General features: G+C 75.6%; 14 protein-coding genes and 1 tRNA gene. 9 read left to right on the forward strand and 6 right to left on the reverse strand.

All coding sequences use genetic code 11. The features are described 5' to 3' along the window. Positions 1-52: 52 nt before the first annotated feature. Together JXZ78_RS05740 and JXZ78_RS40655 are read right to left on the reverse strand one after the other, a co-directional pair. On the reverse strand, positions 53-919 hold the full coding sequence (locus JXZ78_RS05740) for a spermidine synthase (protein WP_030025238.1): 867 nt from the start codon (positions 917-919) through the stop codon (positions 53-55). 74 nt (positions 920-993) lie between these two features. Beyond that, positions 994-1554, reverse strand: coding sequence for a hypothetical protein (locus JXZ78_RS40655; RefSeq protein ID WP_238782689.1), 561 nt, complete (start codon positions 1552-1554; stop codon positions 994-996). A gap of 231 nt (positions 1555-1785) precedes the next feature. Here JXZ78_RS40655 and JXZ78_RS05750 point away from each other — a divergent pair, with 231 nt between their 5' ends. After that, positions 1786-3417 carry an NsdA family TPR-like regulatory protein gene (locus JXZ78_RS05750; RefSeq protein ID WP_238782690.1) on the forward strand — a complete coding sequence of 544 codons (1632 nt, stop codon included), beginning with the start codon at positions 1786-1788 and terminating at the stop codon, positions 3415-3417. A 148-nt stretch (positions 3418-3565) separates the two neighbouring features. On the opposite strand, the gene JXZ78_RS05760 is transcribed toward JXZ78_RS05750, so the two are convergent. Then, positions 3566-4159: a histidine phosphatase family protein gene (locus tag JXZ78_RS05760; protein WP_030021487.1), complete on the reverse strand. Its 594-nt coding sequence runs from the start codon at positions 4157-4159 to the stop codon at positions 3566-3568. Positions 4160-4477: 318 nt separating this feature from the next. On the opposite strand from JXZ78_RS05760, the gene JXZ78_RS05765 reads away from it, so the two are divergent. The 7 genes from JXZ78_RS05765 (at position 4478) to JXZ78_RS05795 (ending at position 12003) form a co-directional block, all read left to right on the forward strand. Continuing rightward, positions 4478-5593 (forward strand): phosphatase PAP2 family protein, encoded by a 1116-nt coding sequence (locus tag JXZ78_RS05765; RefSeq protein WP_033038396.1) that lies wholly within the window; start codon positions 4478-4480, stop codon positions 5591-5593. Beyond that, the gene (locus tag JXZ78_RS05770) at positions 5493-6902 is read left to right on the forward strand and encodes a hypothetical protein (protein WP_372498399.1); all 1410 of its coding nucleotides are present in this window, start codon (positions 5493-5495) and stop codon (positions 6900-6902) included. The genes JXZ78_RS05765 and JXZ78_RS05770 overlap by 101 nt, the downstream gene beginning before the upstream one ends. Beyond that, positions 6893-8446 carry a hypothetical protein gene (locus JXZ78_RS05775; protein ID WP_030021489.1) on the forward strand — a complete coding sequence of 518 codons (1554 nt, stop codon included), beginning with the start codon at positions 6893-6895 and terminating at the stop codon, positions 8444-8446. The genes JXZ78_RS05770 and JXZ78_RS05775 overlap by 10 nt, the downstream gene beginning before the upstream one ends. Beyond that, positions 8443-9885 (forward strand): AAA domain-containing protein, encoded by a 1443-nt coding sequence (locus JXZ78_RS05780; RefSeq protein WP_238782691.1) that lies wholly within the window; start codon positions 8443-8445, stop codon positions 9883-9885. Before JXZ78_RS05775 ends, JXZ78_RS05780 begins: the two co-directional genes overlap by 4 nt. Before the next feature lie 399 nt (positions 9886-10284). Continuing rightward, entirely contained in the window at positions 10285-10671 is a 387-nt protein-coding gene (locus JXZ78_RS05785; protein WP_030021491.1) for a DUF8844 domain-containing protein, read from the forward strand. A gap of 364 nt (positions 10672-11035) precedes the next feature. After that, positions 11036-11788, forward strand: a complete 753-nt coding sequence (locus tag JXZ78_RS05790; protein WP_030021492.1) for a hypothetical protein — start codon at positions 11036-11038, stop codon at positions 11786-11788. A 141-nt stretch (positions 11789-11929) separates the two neighbouring features. Then, positions 11930-12003, forward strand: a tRNA-Lys gene (locus JXZ78_RS05795). Between the two features lie 83 nt (positions 12004-12086). Here JXZ78_RS05795 and JXZ78_RS05800 read toward each other — a convergent pair. Continuing rightward, positions 12087-13313, reverse strand: a complete 1227-nt coding sequence (locus JXZ78_RS05800; RefSeq protein WP_238782692.1) for a M6 family metalloprotease domain-containing protein — start codon at positions 13311-13313, stop codon at positions 12087-12089. Positions 13314-13578: 265 nt separating this feature from the next. On the opposite strand from JXZ78_RS05800, the gene JXZ78_RS05805 reads away from it, so the two are divergent. Next, the gene (locus JXZ78_RS05805; protein WP_238782693.1) at positions 13579-15657 is read left to right on the forward strand and encodes a putative bifunctional diguanylate cyclase/phosphodiesterase; all 2079 of its coding nucleotides are present in this window, start codon (positions 13579-13581) and stop codon (positions 15655-15657) included. A gap of 151 nt (positions 15658-15808) precedes the next feature. Here the strand turns inward: JXZ78_RS05805 and JXZ78_RS05810 are convergent, their stop codons facing one another. Together JXZ78_RS05810 and JXZ78_RS05815 are read right to left on the reverse strand one after the other, a co-directional pair. Next, positions 15809-16990 (reverse strand): LLM class flavin-dependent oxidoreductase, encoded by a 1182-nt coding sequence (locus JXZ78_RS05810; RefSeq protein WP_030021495.1) that lies wholly within the window; start codon positions 16988-16990, stop codon positions 15809-15811. 100 nt (positions 16991-17090) lie between these two features. Further along, positions 17091-17831: a maleate cis-trans isomerase family protein gene (locus JXZ78_RS05815; protein ID WP_030021496.1), complete on the reverse strand. Its 741-nt coding sequence runs from the start codon at positions 17829-17831 to the stop codon at positions 17091-17093. Between the last annotated feature and the right edge of the window lie 106 nt (positions 17832-17937).

Raw genomic sequence — 17937 nt, forward strand, 5'->3', positions numbered from 1 at the left:
GGCGTTGGCGGGGCGCCCCCAGGGCCGCCCGCGCGGCCTCCCCGGCGCGCGCTCAGGTGAAGACGGCGGGCGGCGGGGACGGCGAGTCCACCGCGGTCGCGTCCGTCACCGGCTGCGCTCCCCCGGTGAAGTCCAGGAGCGCGCGCCCGTGTTCGACCCGGCCCTGCTGCGGGTCGGTCGCGGCCCGCCGGGTCAGTTCGGCGACCGGAAGCGGTCCGGCGGCGGCGAGCAGGACGGCGTTACCGAAGCGCTTGCCCCGGAGGACGGCCGGGTCGGCGGTCAGACACAGTTCGGGGAAGACCGTACGGACGGTGGCGACCTGCGCCCGTACGAAGGCCAGCGGCGGGCCGTCCGCGAGGTTCGCCGCGTACCAGCCGCCGGGCCGCAGTGCCCGCGCGACCTCGCCCGCGAACTCGGCGCTGGTCAGGTGCGCCGGAGTCCGCGCACCGCGGAACACGTCCGCGATCACCAGGTCCGCCCAGCCGTCCGGGATCTTGGCGAGCCCCGCGCGCGCGTCCGCGTTGCGCACCTTGATCCGCCAGCCACCTTCCAAGGGCAGTTCCCGGCGTACCAGTTGCACCAAGGGCGCGTCGATCTCCACGACCTGCTGGGTCGAGCGCGGCCGGGTGCCCGCCACGTAGCGCGCCATCGTCAGCGCCCCACCGCCCAGATGCACCACCTGGAGGGGCTTGCCGGGCGGCGCGGCGAGGTCGGCGATGTGACCGAGGCGGCGCTGGTACGCGAAGTCCAGGTACGCCGGGTCGTCCAGGTCCACATGGGACTGCGGGGCGCCGTCGACGAGCAGGGTCCAGCCGCGCGGCCGGTCCCGGTCGGGACGCAGTTCGGCGATGCCGCCGTCCACGGTTTCCACCACGGCCTCGGGCCCCGTACGGGACCGGCCGCGCCTGCTCTTCGCCATGCCTCCAGTATGCCGCGTAGCCGCAGGTCAGAGCATGCGGCGACGGCGGAGACGGAGAAGGGGCCCGGACGGCCTCAGCGGCAGCGGTCGACGGCCTCGATCGTGCGGGCCGCCTCGCCGAGGGCCTCGCGCAGGACGACGGGGTCGGTGGCCGTGCCGCACGCCCCGTCCGGGGACACCAGCCAGTCGGTGCCCGTGACGGGCGGCTCGACGGGGGCGCCGGGGACGCTCCGCGCGCCCCCGTCGGGCGCCTCGCGCTCGTACGTCTGCGTACAGGCGCTGCCCGGCAGGTCCCAGCCGTCGGCCGTGCCCGGCGGCACGAGGAAGCCCAGGGTGTCGCAGGCGTCGTCGTGCAGGACCGGGCCGACACCGGCCCGCAGCCGCAGGATGTCGACCGCCTCCAGGCCCTGGCGGGCCGGCACCGTCACCAGGTCGCAGGTTCGCGGCGCCTCGGGGAGCACCCCGCAGTCGGCGGAGGGCCAGCGCCGGTCGGCGGCCGGCGAACCGTGCCCGCCCGGGCGGGCGTTGGGGTGCGCCGCGCGCCCGGCGCGTCCGGCACCGCCGTGCGCCGTCCCCCCGGCACCCGTCTCACCTTGGACGGCGGTCCTGACGTCGGCCACACCGGTCTCCCGCACGGAAACCCCTCCTCTGCACGCGCCGCTCCCTTTACCTCCTGTTCAACGTCCGGACACGTCAACGGCTACGGCGGCAGGCCGCCCCAAAGAATGGCACTTCATGGCGGATCAGGTGTGAGATATCCGTTTTGTAGCCAAACCCAGCGTGTCGGCGCAGTCACAGCTAGTACCGTCGTCCCGCCGCACCGCCAGGCCGCGGCACCGCCACGGAGAGGGCACGGAGGCTCCGCCATGGCATCGCCAGCCGCGAGATCAGCGTCGTCCCAGCACGTTCCCGCCCAGCCCAACCGCGCCTTCCGGCAGCTGCGCGGCCGGCTGTCACCGGGTGAGTTCGCGGCCTCGGTACGCCGCGCCGCGCGCGAGATCGGGGAGCAGGTCGCGTGCGACGCCCGTTACGTGGGCCGCGTCGAGGCCGGGGAGATCCGGTGCCCGAACTACGCCTACGAACGGGTGTTCCGCCACATGTTCCCCGGGCTCACCCTCGCGGACATGGGCTTCGCGCCCCGCGAGACGGTGCGCGGGCGGCGGGCCCGGACGGCCCGGGAGGACGACGAAAGGGAGGCGGGCGGCGGCACCGGGGCGCCTCCCGGCACATGGACAGGCGCCGGACCGGCCGCCGGGCGCCCGGCAGGGCCCGGGGCCGGACCCGGCCGCCGCGACACGGACATCCAGACCGGCAAGGAGAGCGACGTGCTGCGTCGCGCGTTCATCACGGGCGGCCCGGCCGCCGCGCTGGGGCTCACCGCCCTGCCACCGTTCGTCCCGGAGGCCGCGGCCGGTCCCGGCCTGCCGGACGCGGTGCCCCGCGTGCCGCGCCCCTCCCCGGAGGGCGGCCCCGGACGGGCCGGGGCCTCGGAGGCGGCGGCCGTGGAGGAGGCGGTGCGCCGGATCCGGCTGCTGGACGACCGGCACGGCGGCGAGGGCCTCTACCGGCGTGCCGCGCAGCCGCTGCGGACCGCGTACGAGCTGCTGGACGCCGGGGTGCACCGCGGCTCCGTCAGCGACCGCCTGCACGCGGGCGCGGGCGAGCTGGCCATCTCCGTCGGCTGGCTGGCGCACGACTCGGGCCGCTTCGGCGACGCCCGGTCGCACTACGCCGAAGCGCTGGCCACCGCCCGGGTGGCCGGTGACGCGGCCCTGGAGGCGCACGCCTTCTGCAACACCGCCTTCCTGGCGCGCGACGCGGGCCGCCCCCGGGAGGCCGTACGCGCCGCGCAGGCCGCCCAACTGGCCGCGAAGGACCTGGGCTCGGCGCGCCTGCTGTCCCTCCTGGCGCTGCGCGAGGCGGGCGGCTGGGCGGGACTGGGCGACCGCAGGAGCTGCGAGCAGGCACTCCTACGGGCGCAGCGGCTGCTCGCCCGGGGGCTGTCCGACGACGACCCCGAGTGGATATCCTTCTACGGGGAGGCCGAGCTGGCGGGCCTGGAGGCGCAGTGCTGGTCCGCACTGGGCGATCACGGGCGCGCGGCGACGCACGCGCGCCGGGCGGTGGCGCTCCAGGACCCGCACTTCACCCGGAACATCGCCCTGTTCACCGCGGAGCTGGCCGGTGATCTCGCGCTCAGCCGCGCGCCGGAGGAGGCCGCCAGGGCCGGTACGCGGGCGCTGGCCCTCCTGGAGGACGTCCGGTCGGCCCGGATCCGCACGATGCTGGACTCGGCGGCGCGGGCGCTGCGGGCGTACCGGAACGGCGCGGGGAAGGCGGGCGGCGAGGTCGGCACGTTCCTGGACCGGCATGCCGCCACCCGGCCGCCCGTGCGGACGACGGTCGGCAAGGGCGGGCGGCGGACGGCGTACGGTGCGCGGGCGGGGCAGCAGAGCGACGGGGGCGCGGGGCGGCCGGGGGGCGGGCGGCAGGGGTAGGGGCGGGGTCCCCGGGACCCGGGTCCGCCCCTGGGGTCCCGGCCGCGTACGGGCCTGGGGTCCCGGCGGGGTACGGGCCCGGGGCCCCCGCGGGGTACGGGCCCGGGCTCCGGCGGGCCGCCGCCGTCCGGGCCCGCCGCGCCAGGGTTCAGCCCAGGTGGCCGGTGTCGTTCCAGCGCTCGATGGCGGGCTCCCCGTACGCCCAGCCCAGTACGGACAGGGACGTCGGCTCCAGGCGGATGCGGGCGGCGAAGGAGACGTCCAGGCCGAGCCAGCGGGCCCCCAGGGAGCGCAGGATGTGGCCGTGCGCGAACACCAGGACGTCCCGGTCGGCCGAGCGCGCCCACTCCACGATCTCGTCGGTCCGCGCCGCCACCTGGGCCAGCGTCTCGCCCTCGGGGACGCCGTCGCGCCAGATGAGCCAGTCCGGGCGCCCGGCCTTGATGTCGGCCGGCGTCAGCCCCTCGTACGCGCCGTAGTCGACCTCCATCAGCGCGTCCCAGTCCTGGGCCCGGTCGCCGAAGCCGGCCAGCTCGCAGGTCTCCTTCGCGCGCACCAGGGGGCTGGTGCGGACCTCGACGTCCGGCAGGCCGTCCCAGGGCGCGCGGTGCAGCCGCTTCCCCAGCAGCTCGGCGCCGCGGCGGCCCTCCTCCAGGAGCGGAATGTCCGTACGGCCGGTGTGCTTGCCGGACAGGGACCACTCCGTCTGCCCGTGCCGGGCCAGCAGAATGCGCGGTGCCATGGGGAATACCTCTGGCCGATTGCTCGGCTCTTCCGTCTTCGGAGCCCGCTGCGGGGCTGTCGCTGCTCGTTCGACGCCCGTCCGGTGCCCGGCCGGGGTCCGGCTCGCGTCGCCTCGTTGCGGTGGCCGTCCGTTCCATCATCGCGCATCGCCCGGCACCACCGGGGTGGACCCTCCCCGCCGGGAGCATCGCGCCATACGGCGTACGGTGGAGGGTCGGCGTTTTCCGCGCCGACGGGTGCCGCACCGCGCCGCACCCTCTCGCACCAGGCCCGCGACCGATCCGCCACGGGCCACGCATGTTGGAGAACGACCAGGATGGACGCCGTAGCGCGCCGCCCAGCGGCAGCCGGCAGCCGGCTCCGGTGGTGGACGGAACTGCCACTGCTCGCCCTCGTGTACGCGGCCTACTCCGCGGGCCGCCTCGTGGCCCGCGGCGACGCGCAGACCGCCGCCGGGCACGGACAGACGATCCTGCGGTGGGAAGAGCTGCTGCGGCTCGACCCGGAACGCGCGCTGAACCGTCTCTTCACCGCCACGCCCGCCCTCGGCGTCCCCGCCGACTTCGCGTACGCCTCGCTGCACTACCTGGTCACGCCGGTGGTCCTGGTATGGCTGTGGAACCGGCGCCCCGCGCACTACCGGGCGCTCCGTACGTGGCTGATGATCGCCACCCTCATCGGGCTGGTCGGTTTCACGCTGCTGCCGACCGCGCCGCCCCGCCTGCTGGCGACGGGCAGCGGGTTCGCGGACACCATGGCGCAGTTCTCGTCCTACGGGTGGTGGGGCGAGGACGCGAGCGCGCCGCGCGGGCTCGGCGGCATGACGAACCAGTTCGCGGCGATGCCCAGCCTCCACGTGGGGTGGGCGCTGTGGTGCGGCGTGGTGCTGTGGCGGCACGGCCGGTCGCGGCTGACGCGGGCGCTGGGGGTGGCGTACCCGCTGCTGATCGTGCTGGTGGTGATGGGCACCGCCAACCACTACCTGCTCGACGCACTGGCCGGGACGGCCGTGATGGGCCTGGGCCTGCTGCTGACGCGTCCGGCGCTGCGGCTGGCGGACGGCGTGCGCGGGCGGTTCCGGGCGGACGACCTGTACGGGCGGTTCCGGGCGGACGACCTGCACGGGCGGTTCCGGGCGGACGGCACGGGCGGCCGGACGGCGGGCGCGGACGTCCCCGTGGCAGCGGCGATCGCCCCCGTGACAAGCGCGGAGAACGGCCTTCTCACGGGCGTGGGAATCGGCCCCCTCGTGGGTGCCGCGCGCGATCTTCCGGCCGCCGGGGCGCCGGGGGAATCCGCGAATGTCAGTGGCGGATGCCAGACTTCCGCGGGTGAACGTTTTCCGCGACAGCCGACCCGCCGCGGCCGACCGGCCGCCGGAGCCGCCTCCGCTGCCGCAGCCGACGACGGGGCTGCGACAGCGGCTCGGTGAGCTGCGCGGCCCCGGCGTACGGCCGCGGCCGCTGGACGCCCGCGCGCTCGCCGCGCTGGCCGCCAACCCCGGCTGCCGCCGCCGCGCGCTGCTGGACGGCGCCGGGGTCGACAAGACGGCGCTCGCGGGCGCTCTCGGCTCGCCCGCTGCCTTCGGGCAGTCGCAGTTCGCGCTGGCCCGGGGCAACTCCTTCGAGGCCCGCGTCAAGGCGGACGGCGGCGCGGACCTGATGATGTTGCTGTACGAGCGCATGGGCGGCGGCGCGGAGGCCCACGAGCCCGGCCGGGTCGCCGTTCCCGACCTGTCCGCCGCGGGCCCCGAGGGGCGCGCGGCCCGTACGGCGCTGGCCCTGCGCGAGGCCACCACCACCGGCGGCTGGACCCTGCTGGACCACCCGCTGCTCACCCTGGACGTGGCCGGCTCACCCGCCTACCTGGAGCCGGACGCGGTCGTGGTGCATCCGGACGGCGGCTGGACGGTCGTGGAGATCAAGTCCTTTCCGATGATCGACGGTTCCGCCGATCCGGCCAAGGTGGGCGCGGCGGCCCGGCAGGCCGCGGTGTACGTGCTCGCGCTCCAGCGGGTGGCCGACCAGGTGCACGCCGGTACGGGCCGTACGGTGACGGTCCGGGACCGGGTGCTGCTGGTCTGCCCGAAGGACTTCGCGAACCTCCCCACCGCCGAGGCCGTGGACATCCGTAAACAACTGGCGACGACCAGGCGTCAGTTGCAGCGGCTCACCAAGGTCGAGGAGATCGCCGGGCAGCTCCCGCCCGGCACCACCTTCGACCTCCGGCTCGCGGACGACGGGAAGACGGTGACGCGGCCCGCCGCCGAGCTGGCCGAGGCGGTCGAGGCCGTGGACGCGGCGTACGCGCCGGAGTGCCTGTCCGCCTGCGAGCTGGCGTTCCACTGCCGGGAGCAGGCGCGGGCCGCGGGCGCCGTGGAGTCGCTGGGCCGCGGGGTGCGCGGTGAGCTGGGCGGGCTGCGTACGGTCGAGGAGGTCCTGGCGGCGGCGCGCCGTACGGAGAACGGGGCGGACGACGCGACGGGCGGGTCCGCGGGCGCGGGCGTCGCGACTGCCTGCGTCCCGGACGCGGACGCGGACGCGGCAACGCACGCAGACGCCGCAACGGATACGGACGTGCCCGCCGCCGAAGCCCTGCGCCGGGCGGCGGTCCTGCGCGCCGAGGCGCTGGCCGGTGCGGGTGCGGGTGCGGGTGGCACCGTGACCGGCGGCCCCGGGCAGACAGCGGACCGGCCCGGGGAGCGGGCCGGCGGAGCCGAGGGGGTGCCCGCATGTCGTTGATCGAGGTGCTCGCCAGGATGGAGGCGGTGGCAGCGGGCCGCGCGCAGCCGCTGACGACGGTCCGGCACCGGCATCTGTCCGCCCGGCCGCTGGTGTTCGTCCCGCTGACGACCTCGGGCGAGGCGGGCGCCCCGCTGGGCGCGCTGGTCGGCACGGACCGCGAGAAGCCGCAGCTGCTCGCCGTGCCCCAGCCGCGCGACCGTGACCTGCGGTTCGCGTTCCTCGCCGAGCTGGCCGAGACCGTCCTGCCGTACGTGGACGGGTACGCGGACACCGTCGAGACCGAGCAGCGCAAGGAGACCGACCCCGAGACGGGCAAGAAGGTCCCGGTCGAGGTCGAACTGTGCGCCGACGCGCCGCAGGTGATCGTGCCGAGCGCGGCCGGTGTGGAGTACGTGCGCCTGCTGGGACGGTCCATGCGGTTCCGGCGGACCGCCGACCAGGACCCGGACACCCCGCATCCGGCGCCTCCCCATGTGCCGCTGCTGGGCCGCTGGTTCACCCACTTCGGCGAGCGGGCCCGGGTGCCGGGCGCGAGCCTGCTGCTGCCGATGACCGGGCTGCTCGCCCGCCACTGGGCGACCGGCCAGAGCAACCTGGAGGACCAGCACCTGGGCGCGCTGCTCGCCTGGATCGACCCGCCCGGCGGCGAGCCCGGCGCTGCGGCCGCGCGGCGCGCGGAGACGGCACGGGACGCGGACGGCCAGCTGCTCTGCCCGCCGGCCGGCCCGGCCACGGACCCGGCGTTCGACAACAAGCGCCTCGCCCCGGCGATGGCCCGTTACGACGCGGGCCTGCCCGGCGCCGAGGAGGCGGTCCGCGAGCTGGTCGAGAGCCAGCTGCGCCCCGCCTGGGACTCCGTGTGGCACGGCATCGACCTGCTGCGGGCCCTGCCGGAAGGCTCCAGGGTGGCCGACCGCTGGAAACGCGACCGCTGGTCGTACACCGCGCACCGCGACCGGGTACGGGCCGGTGAGCCGCCGCAGCCCAAGCGGGACGACGCCATCACGGCCGCCCGCAAGCTCGCCTCCCGGGAGACCGCCCAGGCCCAGCTGGACGCGCAGGAGGCGCTGGACGACCCGCTGGTCATGGCGGGCCGCCGGCTCGCCGGAGAGGCGCTGGCCGGCGAGGTGACCGGGGTCGAGATGGCGTATTCGGAGGGCAAGCGGCCGATGCCGCGCCCGCTGGTGACGCTGGTGACGGACGACCGGCCGCAGCTGACCGAGGGCGGCAAGCTGTACCGCGCGCTGCCGGACGGCAAGGCCCAGCCCGCCGAGTTCGTCGAGTACACGGCGGACGGGCCGGGTGGGCTGGTGGTCCGGCTGACCGGCGGGATGGGGCGGGGCAAGACCCCGGAGCCCGGGTCGGTGCCCGAGCCCGGCGACCGGGTGTGCTGGACCCTGTTCGAGCACCAGCCGCGCGGCGGCCCGGAGCTGCCCGAGCCCGAGGACACGCCGTGGACGCACGGCGGGCCGCCCGTGGCCGACACCGCCGTACTGCCCGTGGACCAGCCCGATCCCGTCACCGCGGAGGACTTCCTGTGACCGAGGCCCGCCCCGCGCACCCCGGCATGCCCGCCGCCCGGCGGCCGCACGGCTCCCCGTACGCTGCCCCGCCCACCGTCCCCGGTCCGGCGCTGTCCGCCCCCGGTGCGGCGCCCTTCGACCCGGGCGCGGCGGCGGCCGAGGCCACCGACGCGATCGTGCACAGCACGCTGCACGGTACGCACCGCGGCGTCGTCGTGGACTCACCGCCGGGCGCGGGCAAGTCCACCCTGGTGGTGCGGGCGGCTCGCGAACTGGCCGCGGCCGGGCGCCCGTTGATGATCGTCGCGCAGACCAACGCCCAGGTGGACGACCTGGTGCTGCGCATCGCCGAGAAGGACCCCGAGCTGCCGGTGGGCCGGTTGCACAGCAGCGAGCCGGGCGCGTTCGATCCCGCGCTGGCGGAGCTGCCCGCGGTCCGTACGTCGGCCAAGGTCGCCGACCTGGCCGGGCTGGGCATCGTCGTCTCGACGGCCGCCAAGTGGGCGTACACGAAGGTCGACGAGCCGTGGCAGCACGCCATCGTGGACGAGGCGTACCAGATGCGCTCGGACGCGCTGCTCGCCGTCGGCGGCCTGTTCGAGCGGGCGCTGTTCGTGGGCGATCCGGGGCAGCTGGATCCGTTCAGTGTGGTCGGCGCCGAGCAGTGGGCCGGGCTCGCCTACGACCCGTCGGCCAGCGCCGTGACCACCCTGCTCGCGCACAACCCCGGCCTGCCCCAGCACCGGCTGCCGGTGTCGTGGCGGCTGCCCGCCTCCGCCGCGCGGCTGGTCTCCGACGCGTTCTACCCGTACACGCCGTTCCGCAGCGGCACGGACCACGGCGACCGGCGGCTCGCCTTCGGGGTGCCGTCCGACGGCTCGGGGGTGGACCGCGTGCTGGACGAGGCCGCCGAGTCCGGCTGGGGCCTGCTCGAACTGCCCGCCCGCCACACGCCGCGTACGGACCCGGAGGCGGTGCACGCCATCGCGCGGGTGGTGCGGCGGCTGCTCGACCGGGGCGGCGCGGCGACCAGCGAGCGCGGCCCCGGTCCCGTGCCGCTGACCGCCGACCGGATCGCGGTCGGCACGGCCCACCGCGACCAGGCCGCGGCGGTACGGGCCGCGCTGGCCGGGCTCGGCGTCGGCGGCGTCGCGGTGGACACCGCCAACCGCCTCCAGGGACGGGAGTTCGACGTCACGGTCTTCCTGCACCCGCTCTCCGGCCGCCCCGACGCGACCGCCTTCCACCTGGAGACCGGCCGGCTGTGCGTACTGGCCTCGCGCCACCGGCACGCCTGCATCGTGGTCAGCCGGGCCGGCATACCCGAGCTACTGGACGAACACCCCTCGGCGGACCCCGTCCAACTGGGCGTCACGGTCAAGTTCCCGGACGGCTGGGAGGCCAACCACGCGGTCCTGGCCCATCTGAACGAACACCGGGTGGCGTGGCGGCCCTGACCGGCCGGCGGGGGAAGCCGGTGCGCGGTCGGGCCGGAAGGCTGTCGGAGCCGGCCGGCCGGCGCGCCGTCGGAGTCGGCCGGTGCGCCATCCGGGCCGGGCACGGGCCGGGCTGGTTGGACCGGGCTGGTTGGACCGGGCTACGCCGGGCCGGCCCGCGCAGCATCGCGTGCCGCCGCGCAGGAGAGCGGGCGAGGGCGCGTATCGGTCGCCGCGGCGCACTTACGTCCGTGTGCGCCGCGTGCGGTCGTACGGTGGCGGTGCGGGCGCGGAACGGGGGCGCGCGGCACGCGGCGTGCTGCCCCCGGCGGGCGGCCGAGCCTCGTAGGGGCGCGTCGCCAGGCGCACTTGCGCGGCGCGGGACAATGGAACGCGGCACACGATCCAGGAGGTACGTACATGTCCGAGCCGCAACCGGCTTCCGACCCGCGCGGAGCTGCCTCCGCGCCCCGGCGCCTGAAACCGGCTCCGCTGCTCTTCGAGCCTCCGGAGGCCACGACCGACCCCGAGCACTTCTTCGACCTGGAGTCCATCGAGGACCCCAAGGAGCTGCTCACCCGCTCCACCGAGCTGACGCTCGCCTTCCGCGCCGCGGCGGACCGGGCCACCGAGTTCCAGGCGATGGCGGCGGCCCACCTCGCCGACCCCCGGCGCTTCGACCGGCTGCCGCTCTCGGTGATCGCGGAGCGCGCCGACTGGACCGAGGACTACGCGGCGAAGATGGTCGAGTTCGGCCGCGGCCTGCTGCGCAGCGGTGGCGGCAGTCGGCTGGACGCCACCGACTGAACGGTTCAGCAGCTCCGGCATCCGCTGTCCGGTCGCCTCGGTCGCTTCGGTCGCCTCGGTCCGCCATCGCCCGCGTCGGCCCCGGCACGCACGCGCATCAGCCCGCACCGGCCCCTGAAGGATCTCCGCACCGACCCGTCCCACCCGCCCCGCCCGCATCGGTCCGTGCCCGCCGACATCGGCCCGCACCGGCGCCGGATACGCGCCCCGCACCGGCCTGGCCCGGCCCGGCCCATGATCATGCAGCTTGATCATGGGCCGTTGGCATATGCGAGCGCGGGAACATACCCCACACCGCCCCGTCCTGTCCCGATTTCGGCCATTCCGCAGAAACGGAACACCTCCTACCGGTAGACCAGGGCCCATGAGCGACTGGCCCTCCGAGCACCCCCGCCGACCCGCCCCCGCCGCGTTCCACACCGCGGCGTACGTCACCCTCGCCGGCGCCGACTGGCTCGCCTCCGCCGACCCGTGCCCCGAGACCGTGCACGCCCGGTGGGCGTCCCGCCCGGAGGCGCCGAGCACCCTGCCGTGCGGCACGGTCTTCGACGTGATCAACGCACCCGCGCTCTTCGGACGCGACCTGGTGGACCGCTTATGGACCGTGGGGCCCGGGTCCGGCCCCGTCGCCACCCACCGAGGCCGCATCCTGCTGTTCGCCGAGCCCGGCACGGCCCGGCGGCTGCCCGCCCTGCTCGGCTGGGAGGAATGGTCCGGCGCCGTACCGCCCCTGCTCTGCCACGGGCCGGGCGACGCGGTGACCGTCCCGCCCCTCTTCCCGCAGCGGCCACCCCAGCCACCCCAGCCGGACCCGCCACACACCCCCCACTCGCCTCACACCGACTTCACTCCCCGCTCCCCCCACTCCCCGCGCTCCCCCCACGCACCCCAAACGGACCCCACCCCCCGGTCCGGCCACAGCGCTCAGGACCTCACCGCCTCCCGCTGGCTGGTGGCCCCGGACGTACGCCACCCCTGGCTCCCCGGCCCGGGCGCCCTCCTCTGGGCCTGCATACGTGCCGCCCGGCGCGCCACCACCGCCGCCACCGCGACGCCCGACGCCCCCGACGTGCCCCCCGCCACCCGAACGGCGCCACGCCTCACCCCACCCCTGTGACCAGCGCCACCACCGCCCCGGAGCCCCGGAACACGGGCCCGCCCGGGGCTTCCCGCCCCGCGCGCCCCGGTGCGGGGCGGGCTCCGCTGAATCGATTTTTGCGCCACCCGATCAGGATGCTAATGTTTTCCACGTCAGCAGGCGCCGCTAGCTCAGTTGGTTAGAGCAGCTGACTCTTAATCAGCGGGTCCGGGGTTCGAGTCCCTGGCGGCGCACCGACAGAAGAAGGCCCCCACCTCGGTGGGGGCCTTCTTCGTGCGCCGTGGAACCGCCGAGCCGCCGGGCCGGGAACCGCCCCTCAGCCGCTCCGCTCCACCTTGACCGTCCAGTCCCCCGAGGACGACCGCCCGTACACCTGCACCCGCACGCCGTCCTGGGCGTCGTCCAGGCTTTCGCCTTCGCCGAGCGGCGCGTCAGCAAGCTGGGGGAATACGGAAGTCCCCCAACACGCCTCGGTACCGGGGTGCCCGTCCAGCACCTCCACCGGGCCGCTCCCGGACGCGGTCTCGCTGTGCACGCGGTAGACCAGTACGCCCTCGGTGCAGACCTCGTGATCGTTGCCCACCGCGCCGCGCGCCTCGACGGCCAGCGCGCTGCGCGGGCCGGTGCGGACGACCAGCAGCCGCGCCCTCCGCCCGTCGCCCGGCCCCATGGGGGCGGACACCGGCCGCAGGGTGTGCACGGAGGACCGCCGCTCCCGGGTGGGGGCGACGCACGTCACCTGGCGGCCGCCGAGCCAGCCGGCCTTCCACTTGTGCCAGCCGAAGGGGTCGGGGGCGAGGCCGAACTGGCTGCCCATGAGGTCCCAGTCGCCCACGTACGTGTCCCAGTCGCCCTTGCCGTCCTGCGGCCGGTGGTAGAGGTCCGGCAGGTCGAAGACGTGGCCGGTCTCGTGGGCGAGCACGTTGCGGTCCGGCGGGCTCTGCTCGAAGACGGTGACGAACCGGCTGAGGTCGGCGTCGTCGGCGTGCAGCGGGCGGTCGAGGTTGACGACCTTGGTGGCGTCGGAGTCGACGCCGGCCGCGTCCGGGTCGGCGACGAGGTAGACGACGTCGTAGCGGCTGAAGTCCACCGAGCCGTCCGCGGCGGCGACCGCGTCGCGGAGGTAGGCGCCGCGGCGGCCGGCGTCCCAGTCCCGGCGTATGCCGTACGTACCGGAGGTCTGCGGCATCCGCACCCAGCGGCGCTGGACGTCGGGGCGCAGGGTGAAGCGGCCGTAGGACGCGCGCTCGAAGAAGCGGGAGGTGGCCGGGAAGTAGTCGGCGGCCAGTTCGCGGGGGTCGGTGACCGGCTCGGAGTCGGGGAAGGACAGGAAGACCATGACGGCGTCAAGGGTGCGGACCGGGCGGGGGTAGGCGTGGTTCCAGGTGTCCAGGCCCTCGGAGTGGTGGGCGTCGGTACGGGCCAGGGCGCAGGGCGGCGATCCCCCGGACGCGGTGGCGGGGCCCGCGATGACGGAGGTGGCTATGACGGCACTGAGGGAGGTGGCCACGGCGGCCACCCGGCGCAGCACGCGACGGCCCACTTCCGGAGGTTGCTGGGCGCGTGGCACATCGACCTCCCGGTACGGATTCGGAGCACCCTCACCACCTTGTGGGGAATTGCCGGATTTCGTCCTGTTCCGGGGCCCCAGACGAGTGACCGGCCCAACTCCCCACCCCGTAACGGAAAGTCACTATCGATCGTTGACCGGATACGCACGAACACAGCCGGACGGAAATGGCCAAACTTCCGCCACGGGTGCCGATGATCACGGTTACGTCGCTGGATAGGCCCTTGCGGCAGCCTCTATGATCGCCACACTTTCCAGCGCGGATTCCCCCCTCCATCACGAGACAAGCGCCATGCGGGAGCGAGCAGTGAGCGGATACCCCGGCGGCACGGGCCGCGCGCCCGGAACGACGCTCTCCGCGGTGACGGAGCGTAAAGAAACGACCAATGCATCCGACGGAGGCCCGGACGACGCCTCCGGCCCGGCACCCACCGGCGGCCCCACCGCGGCCGACGGCCCCACCCGGCCCGCCACGGCCGACGGACACCCCCGGCCAGGCCCGTCCGGCCCGTCCGGTCCATCCGGTCCGGCCGGCGAGCCGCGGGCCGGCGCCCGCGGCGAACCCGACGCCGGCGACGGCTCGGCGGCCTCGCTGCGCGACTACCGCGCCGCCTTCCGGGCCGCCCGCGCCCCGCTGGCCGTACTCAACCGCGACGGCCTCGTCCTGGCCGCCAACCCCGCCTTCGGCGAACTGGTCGGCGCGGCACCGGACGACCTGGTCGCGGCCACCGCCGCCGACCTGACCGAACTGGGCACCGACCCGCGCATCTGGGCCGCGTACCGGGAGGTGCTGCGCGGCCACAGCGACCGGTTGCGGTGCACCCGGCGGCTGAAACATCCCGACGGGCAGTTCCTGTGGGCCGAGGTGACGGTCGAGCCGCTGCCGGACGAGGACTGCGTCCTGCTGTCCGTGGCGGACATCAGCGACCGGCACGACCTGCTGGCCCGGCTGCGCCACCTCCAGATGCACGACCCGGTGACCCGGCTGCCCAACCGCGCGCTGTTCTTCGAGCGGCTCGCGGGCGCGCTGGAGTCGGCCGCCTTCGAGCAGCACGGTACGGGCCGGGTCGGCCTGTGCTACCTCGACCTGGACGGCTTCAAGGCCGTCAACGACACCCTCGGGCACCGCGTCGGCGACCGGCTGCTGAGCGCGGTGGCCCAGCGCCTGACGCACTGCGCCGAGAGCCTGGCCGAGCGCGGCGCGGTACGCGGCGGCAGCGGCCACCTGGTGGCGCGGCTGGGCGGCGACGAGTTCGCCCTCCTGGTGGAGGACTCGGCCGGTACCGAACAACTCGCCGAACTGGCACAGCGCGTCCTGGACGCGCTCCAGCGGCCGTTCGACCTGGCGGGGCAGCGGCTGTCGGTCTCGGCGAGCATCGGCGTCGTGGAGCGCGCGGCGACCGGCACCACGGCGACCGGCCTGATGCAGGCCGCGGACACCACGCTGTACTGGGCGAAGGAGGACGGCAAGGCCCGCTGGACGCTCTTCGACCCCGAGCGCAACGCCCACCGGATGACCCGCCAGGCGCTGTCCAGCACGCTGCGGCCCGCGGTGGACCGCGGCGAGTTCACGCTGGAGTACCAGCCGCTGGTCGGGCTCGGCGACGGGCGGGCGCAGGGCGTCGAGGCGCTGGTGCGCTGGCGGCATCCGCAGTTCGGCACACTGTCGCCGAATCGGTTCATCGGATTGGCGGAGGAGAACGGCTCGATCGTCGAGCTGGGCCGCTGGGTGCTGGCCCGCGCCTGCCACCAGGCCCGCGCCTGGCAGCTGGCCCGTCCCGGCGCCGAGCCGCTGTTCGTCAGCGTGAACGTCGCCGTACGGCAGGTGTGGGACTCCGACCTGGTCGCGGACGTGGCGGGCATCCTCGCCGAGACCGGGCTGCCGCCCGCCCTGCTCCAGCTGGAGCTGACCGAGTCGGCCGTGATGGGCTCGGCCGGGCGGCCCCTCCAGGCGCTCCAGGCGCTGAGCGAGATGGGCGTACGGATCGCCATCGACGACTTCGGCACCGGCTACTCGAACCTGGCGTACCTCAGCCGGCTGCCGGTGTCCGTACTGAAGCTGGACGGCTCCTTCGTGCGGGGTTTCCGCTCGCAGGAGCACCCGAACCCGGCGGACGAGACGATCGTGGAAGCACTGGTCGCGCTCGCGCACCGGCTGGGCCTGACGGTCACCGCGGAGTGTGTGGAGAGCGCCGAACAGGCGGAACGGTTGCGCCGTATCGGCTGCGACACCGGGCAGGGGTGGCTGTACTCCCGCCCGGTGCCTCCGGACCGGGTCTGCGAGCTGATCGGCGCGGGGCGGCAGACCGGCGCGTAGGGGCTACGAAGGGAGCGGGCGGAGCAGCGCGCTCCCCCCGCCCGCTCCGATGCATCCGCCCGTTACCGGGGCGGTACCGGGGTCACGCCGCCGCCCGCGCGACGATCACGCCCCCGACGCCACGGCCGTCATACCGCCGGCGCCACGGCCGTCACGCCCCCGGCAGCCCGTAAGCGTCCGCGATCAGCTCGTACGACCGCAGCCGGACGTCGCCGCCGTGCGCGTTCGCCGTGATCATCAGCTCGTCCGCGCCGGTGCGCTTGGCGAGGTCGTCCAGACCGGTGCGGACCGCGTCGGGCGTGCCGTGAATGATGTTGGACAGCCAGCTGTCGACGAAGTCGCGCTCCATGCCGCTGAACGCGTACGCCGCCGCCTCCTCGGGACTGGGCACCAGCCCGGGGCGCCCGGTGCGCAGCCGGATCATGGACAGCGCGCCGGTGAGGACCTGGCGGTACGCCTCCTTCTCGTCCTCGGCGGCCAGCGCGGCGACGCCGATCAGCGCGTACGGCTCGGAGAGGACCGCGGAGGGGCGGAAGGACTCGCGGTACAGGTCCAGCGCGGGGATGGTGTTCGCCGCCGAGAAGTGGTGGGCGAAGGCGAACGGCAGGCCCAGGCGGCCCGCCAGCTGGGCGCTGAACCCGGAGGAGCCGAGCAGCCACAGCGGCGGCCGGTGCGCCGACTGGACGCCGCCCGGGGACGTCGCCTGGACCGGTCCCGGCACCGCGTGGATACGGCTGTACGGGTGCCCGTCAGGGAAGTCGTCGTCCAGGAAGCGCGTCAGCTCGGCGAGCTGCTGCGGGAACTCGTCGGCGCCCTCGTGCAGCCGCTCGGTACGGCGCAAGGCGGCGGCGGTGGCGCCGTCGGTGCCGGGCGCGCGGCCGAGGCCGAGGTCGACGCGGCCGGGGGCCATCGCCTCCAGCGTGCCGAACTGTTCGGCGATCACCAGCGGCGCGTGGTTGGGCAGCATGACGCCGCCGGAGCCGAGCCGGATGCGGTCGGTGTGCGCGGCGAGGTGCGCCAGCAGGACCGCGGGCGACGAGGACGCCACGCCGGGCATCGAGTGGTGCTCGGCGACCCAGTAGCGGTGGAAGCCGCGGCGCTCGGCCGTGCGGGCGATGCCGACGGCGGTCCGTACGGCCTCGGAGGCGGTGTGCCCGGCGCCCACGGTCACCAGGTCCAGTACGGACAGGGGGACGGGCGCGGTGCCGAGGGCCGCGCCCCGGATGCCGTCGCCGTCGCGGGCGTCATCGGCCGGGTTGCCGGTGTCGGCCCGGTGGCCGGTACCGGCCCCGTTGCCGTCGTGGTCCCGGATCTCGTCGTGGTCGCCGCTCACGGTGCGGGCCCTCCTCGCGTCGCTGGTCTGCACCGGGGAACAACCGGAGTACTTCTCCGGTTATTCCCGGGCGGGCGAGGAGGGCGGCGGTTCCCCGTCGCTACCCCGCCGTGGACGTCACCGGCGCCCCCGCGAACAGCGTGCCCAGCGCCGGGCAGGCGACCGTGCGCTCCAGCAGCCGCAGCCCCTCCCAGGCGGTGACCTGGTTGGCGGTGAGCACCGGCTTGCCCAGCTCCGCCTCGATGGCGGGGAGGTACCCGGCGGTGTGCAGGGCCGTATCGGGGAGCAGCACCACCTCGGCGTCGGGGTGGTCCCCCGTACGGGCGAGGAGCAGGACCTCCTCCAGACCCCACGTGCCGACCTCGGCGGCGGTGACGATCCCGCTGCCGCGGGTCGAGACGACTTCCGTACCCGCGGACTTCAGGAAGGCGCGGAAGCACTCGGCGACGTCGTCGGGGTAGGTCGCGGCGATGGCCACGCGCTCGGCGCCCAGGGCCCGTACGGCGTGCGCGAAGGCGAAGGACGTACTGGAGGCGGGCAGCCCGGCGGTGGCCGACAGCTCGCGCACCTGCGCGTGGGCGCCGTCCCAGCCGAAGACGAAGCTGGCGCTGGTGCAGGCCCAGACGACGGCCTCGGCGCCGCGGCTCTTGAGGTCGGCGACGCCGGCGGCGAGCCGGGCGGCGGAGCCCATCTCCAGCAGCGCATCGACGCGGTGGGCGTCCTCGCCGATGTCGGTGTGGACGAGCGGCAGGCTCAGTCCGTTGCCGAGGAGCGCTTCGAGCCGGGGGTAGTCGTCCTCGGCGGAGTGGCCGGGGTAGAGGAAGCCGACCGTGGATGCCATGCACGTCTCCTGACGGGGTGGGGGGATGCGTATGGGGGTGCGTACTGCGGTGCGCGCGCCGCCCCGGGCCTACGTGCGCGGGGCGCGTGGGTGGACGCGGGGTGGG

This window comes from Streptomyces monomycini (assembly GCF_022271435.1).
In the GTDB taxonomy this organism is placed as follows: domain Bacteria; phylum Actinomycetota; class Actinomycetes; order Streptomycetales; family Streptomycetaceae; genus Streptomyces; species Streptomyces monomycini.

What these genes read in the sequence shown, in the direction of transcription:
- JXZ78_RS05740 (WP_030025238.1), bottom strand. Translation starts at nt 919, where the DNA reads ATGGCGAAGAGCAGGCGCGGCCGGTCCCGTACGGGGCCCGAGGCCGTG.
- JXZ78_RS05750 (WP_238782690.1), top strand. Translation starts at nt 1,786, where the DNA reads ATGGCATCGCCAGCCGCGAGATCAGCGTCGTCCCAGCACGTTCCCGCC.
- JXZ78_RS05760 (WP_030021487.1), bottom strand. Translation starts at nt 4,159, where the DNA reads ATGGCACCGCGCATTCTGCTGGCCCGGCACGGGCAGACGGAGTGGTCC.
- JXZ78_RS05765 (WP_033038396.1), top strand. Translation starts at nt 4,478, where the DNA reads ATGGACGCCGTAGCGCGCCGCCCAGCGGCAGCCGGCAGCCGGCTCCGG.
- JXZ78_RS05775 (WP_030021489.1), top strand. Translation starts at nt 6,893, where the DNA reads ATGTCGTTGATCGAGGTGCTCGCCAGGATGGAGGCGGTGGCAGCGGGC.
- JXZ78_RS05785 (WP_030021491.1), top strand. Translation starts at nt 10,285, where the DNA reads ATGTCCGAGCCGCAACCGGCTTCCGACCCGCGCGGAGCTGCCTCCGCG.
- JXZ78_RS05790 (WP_030021492.1), top strand. Translation starts at nt 11,036, where the DNA reads ATGAGCGACTGGCCCTCCGAGCACCCCCGCCGACCCGCCCCCGCCGCG.
- JXZ78_RS05805 (WP_238782693.1), top strand. Translation starts at nt 13,579, where the DNA reads ATGATCGCCACACTTTCCAGCGCGGATTCCCCCCTCCATCACGAGACA.
- JXZ78_RS05815 (WP_030021496.1), bottom strand. Translation starts at nt 17,831, where the DNA reads ATGGCATCCACGGTCGGCTTCCTCTACCCCGGCCACTCCGCCGAGGAC.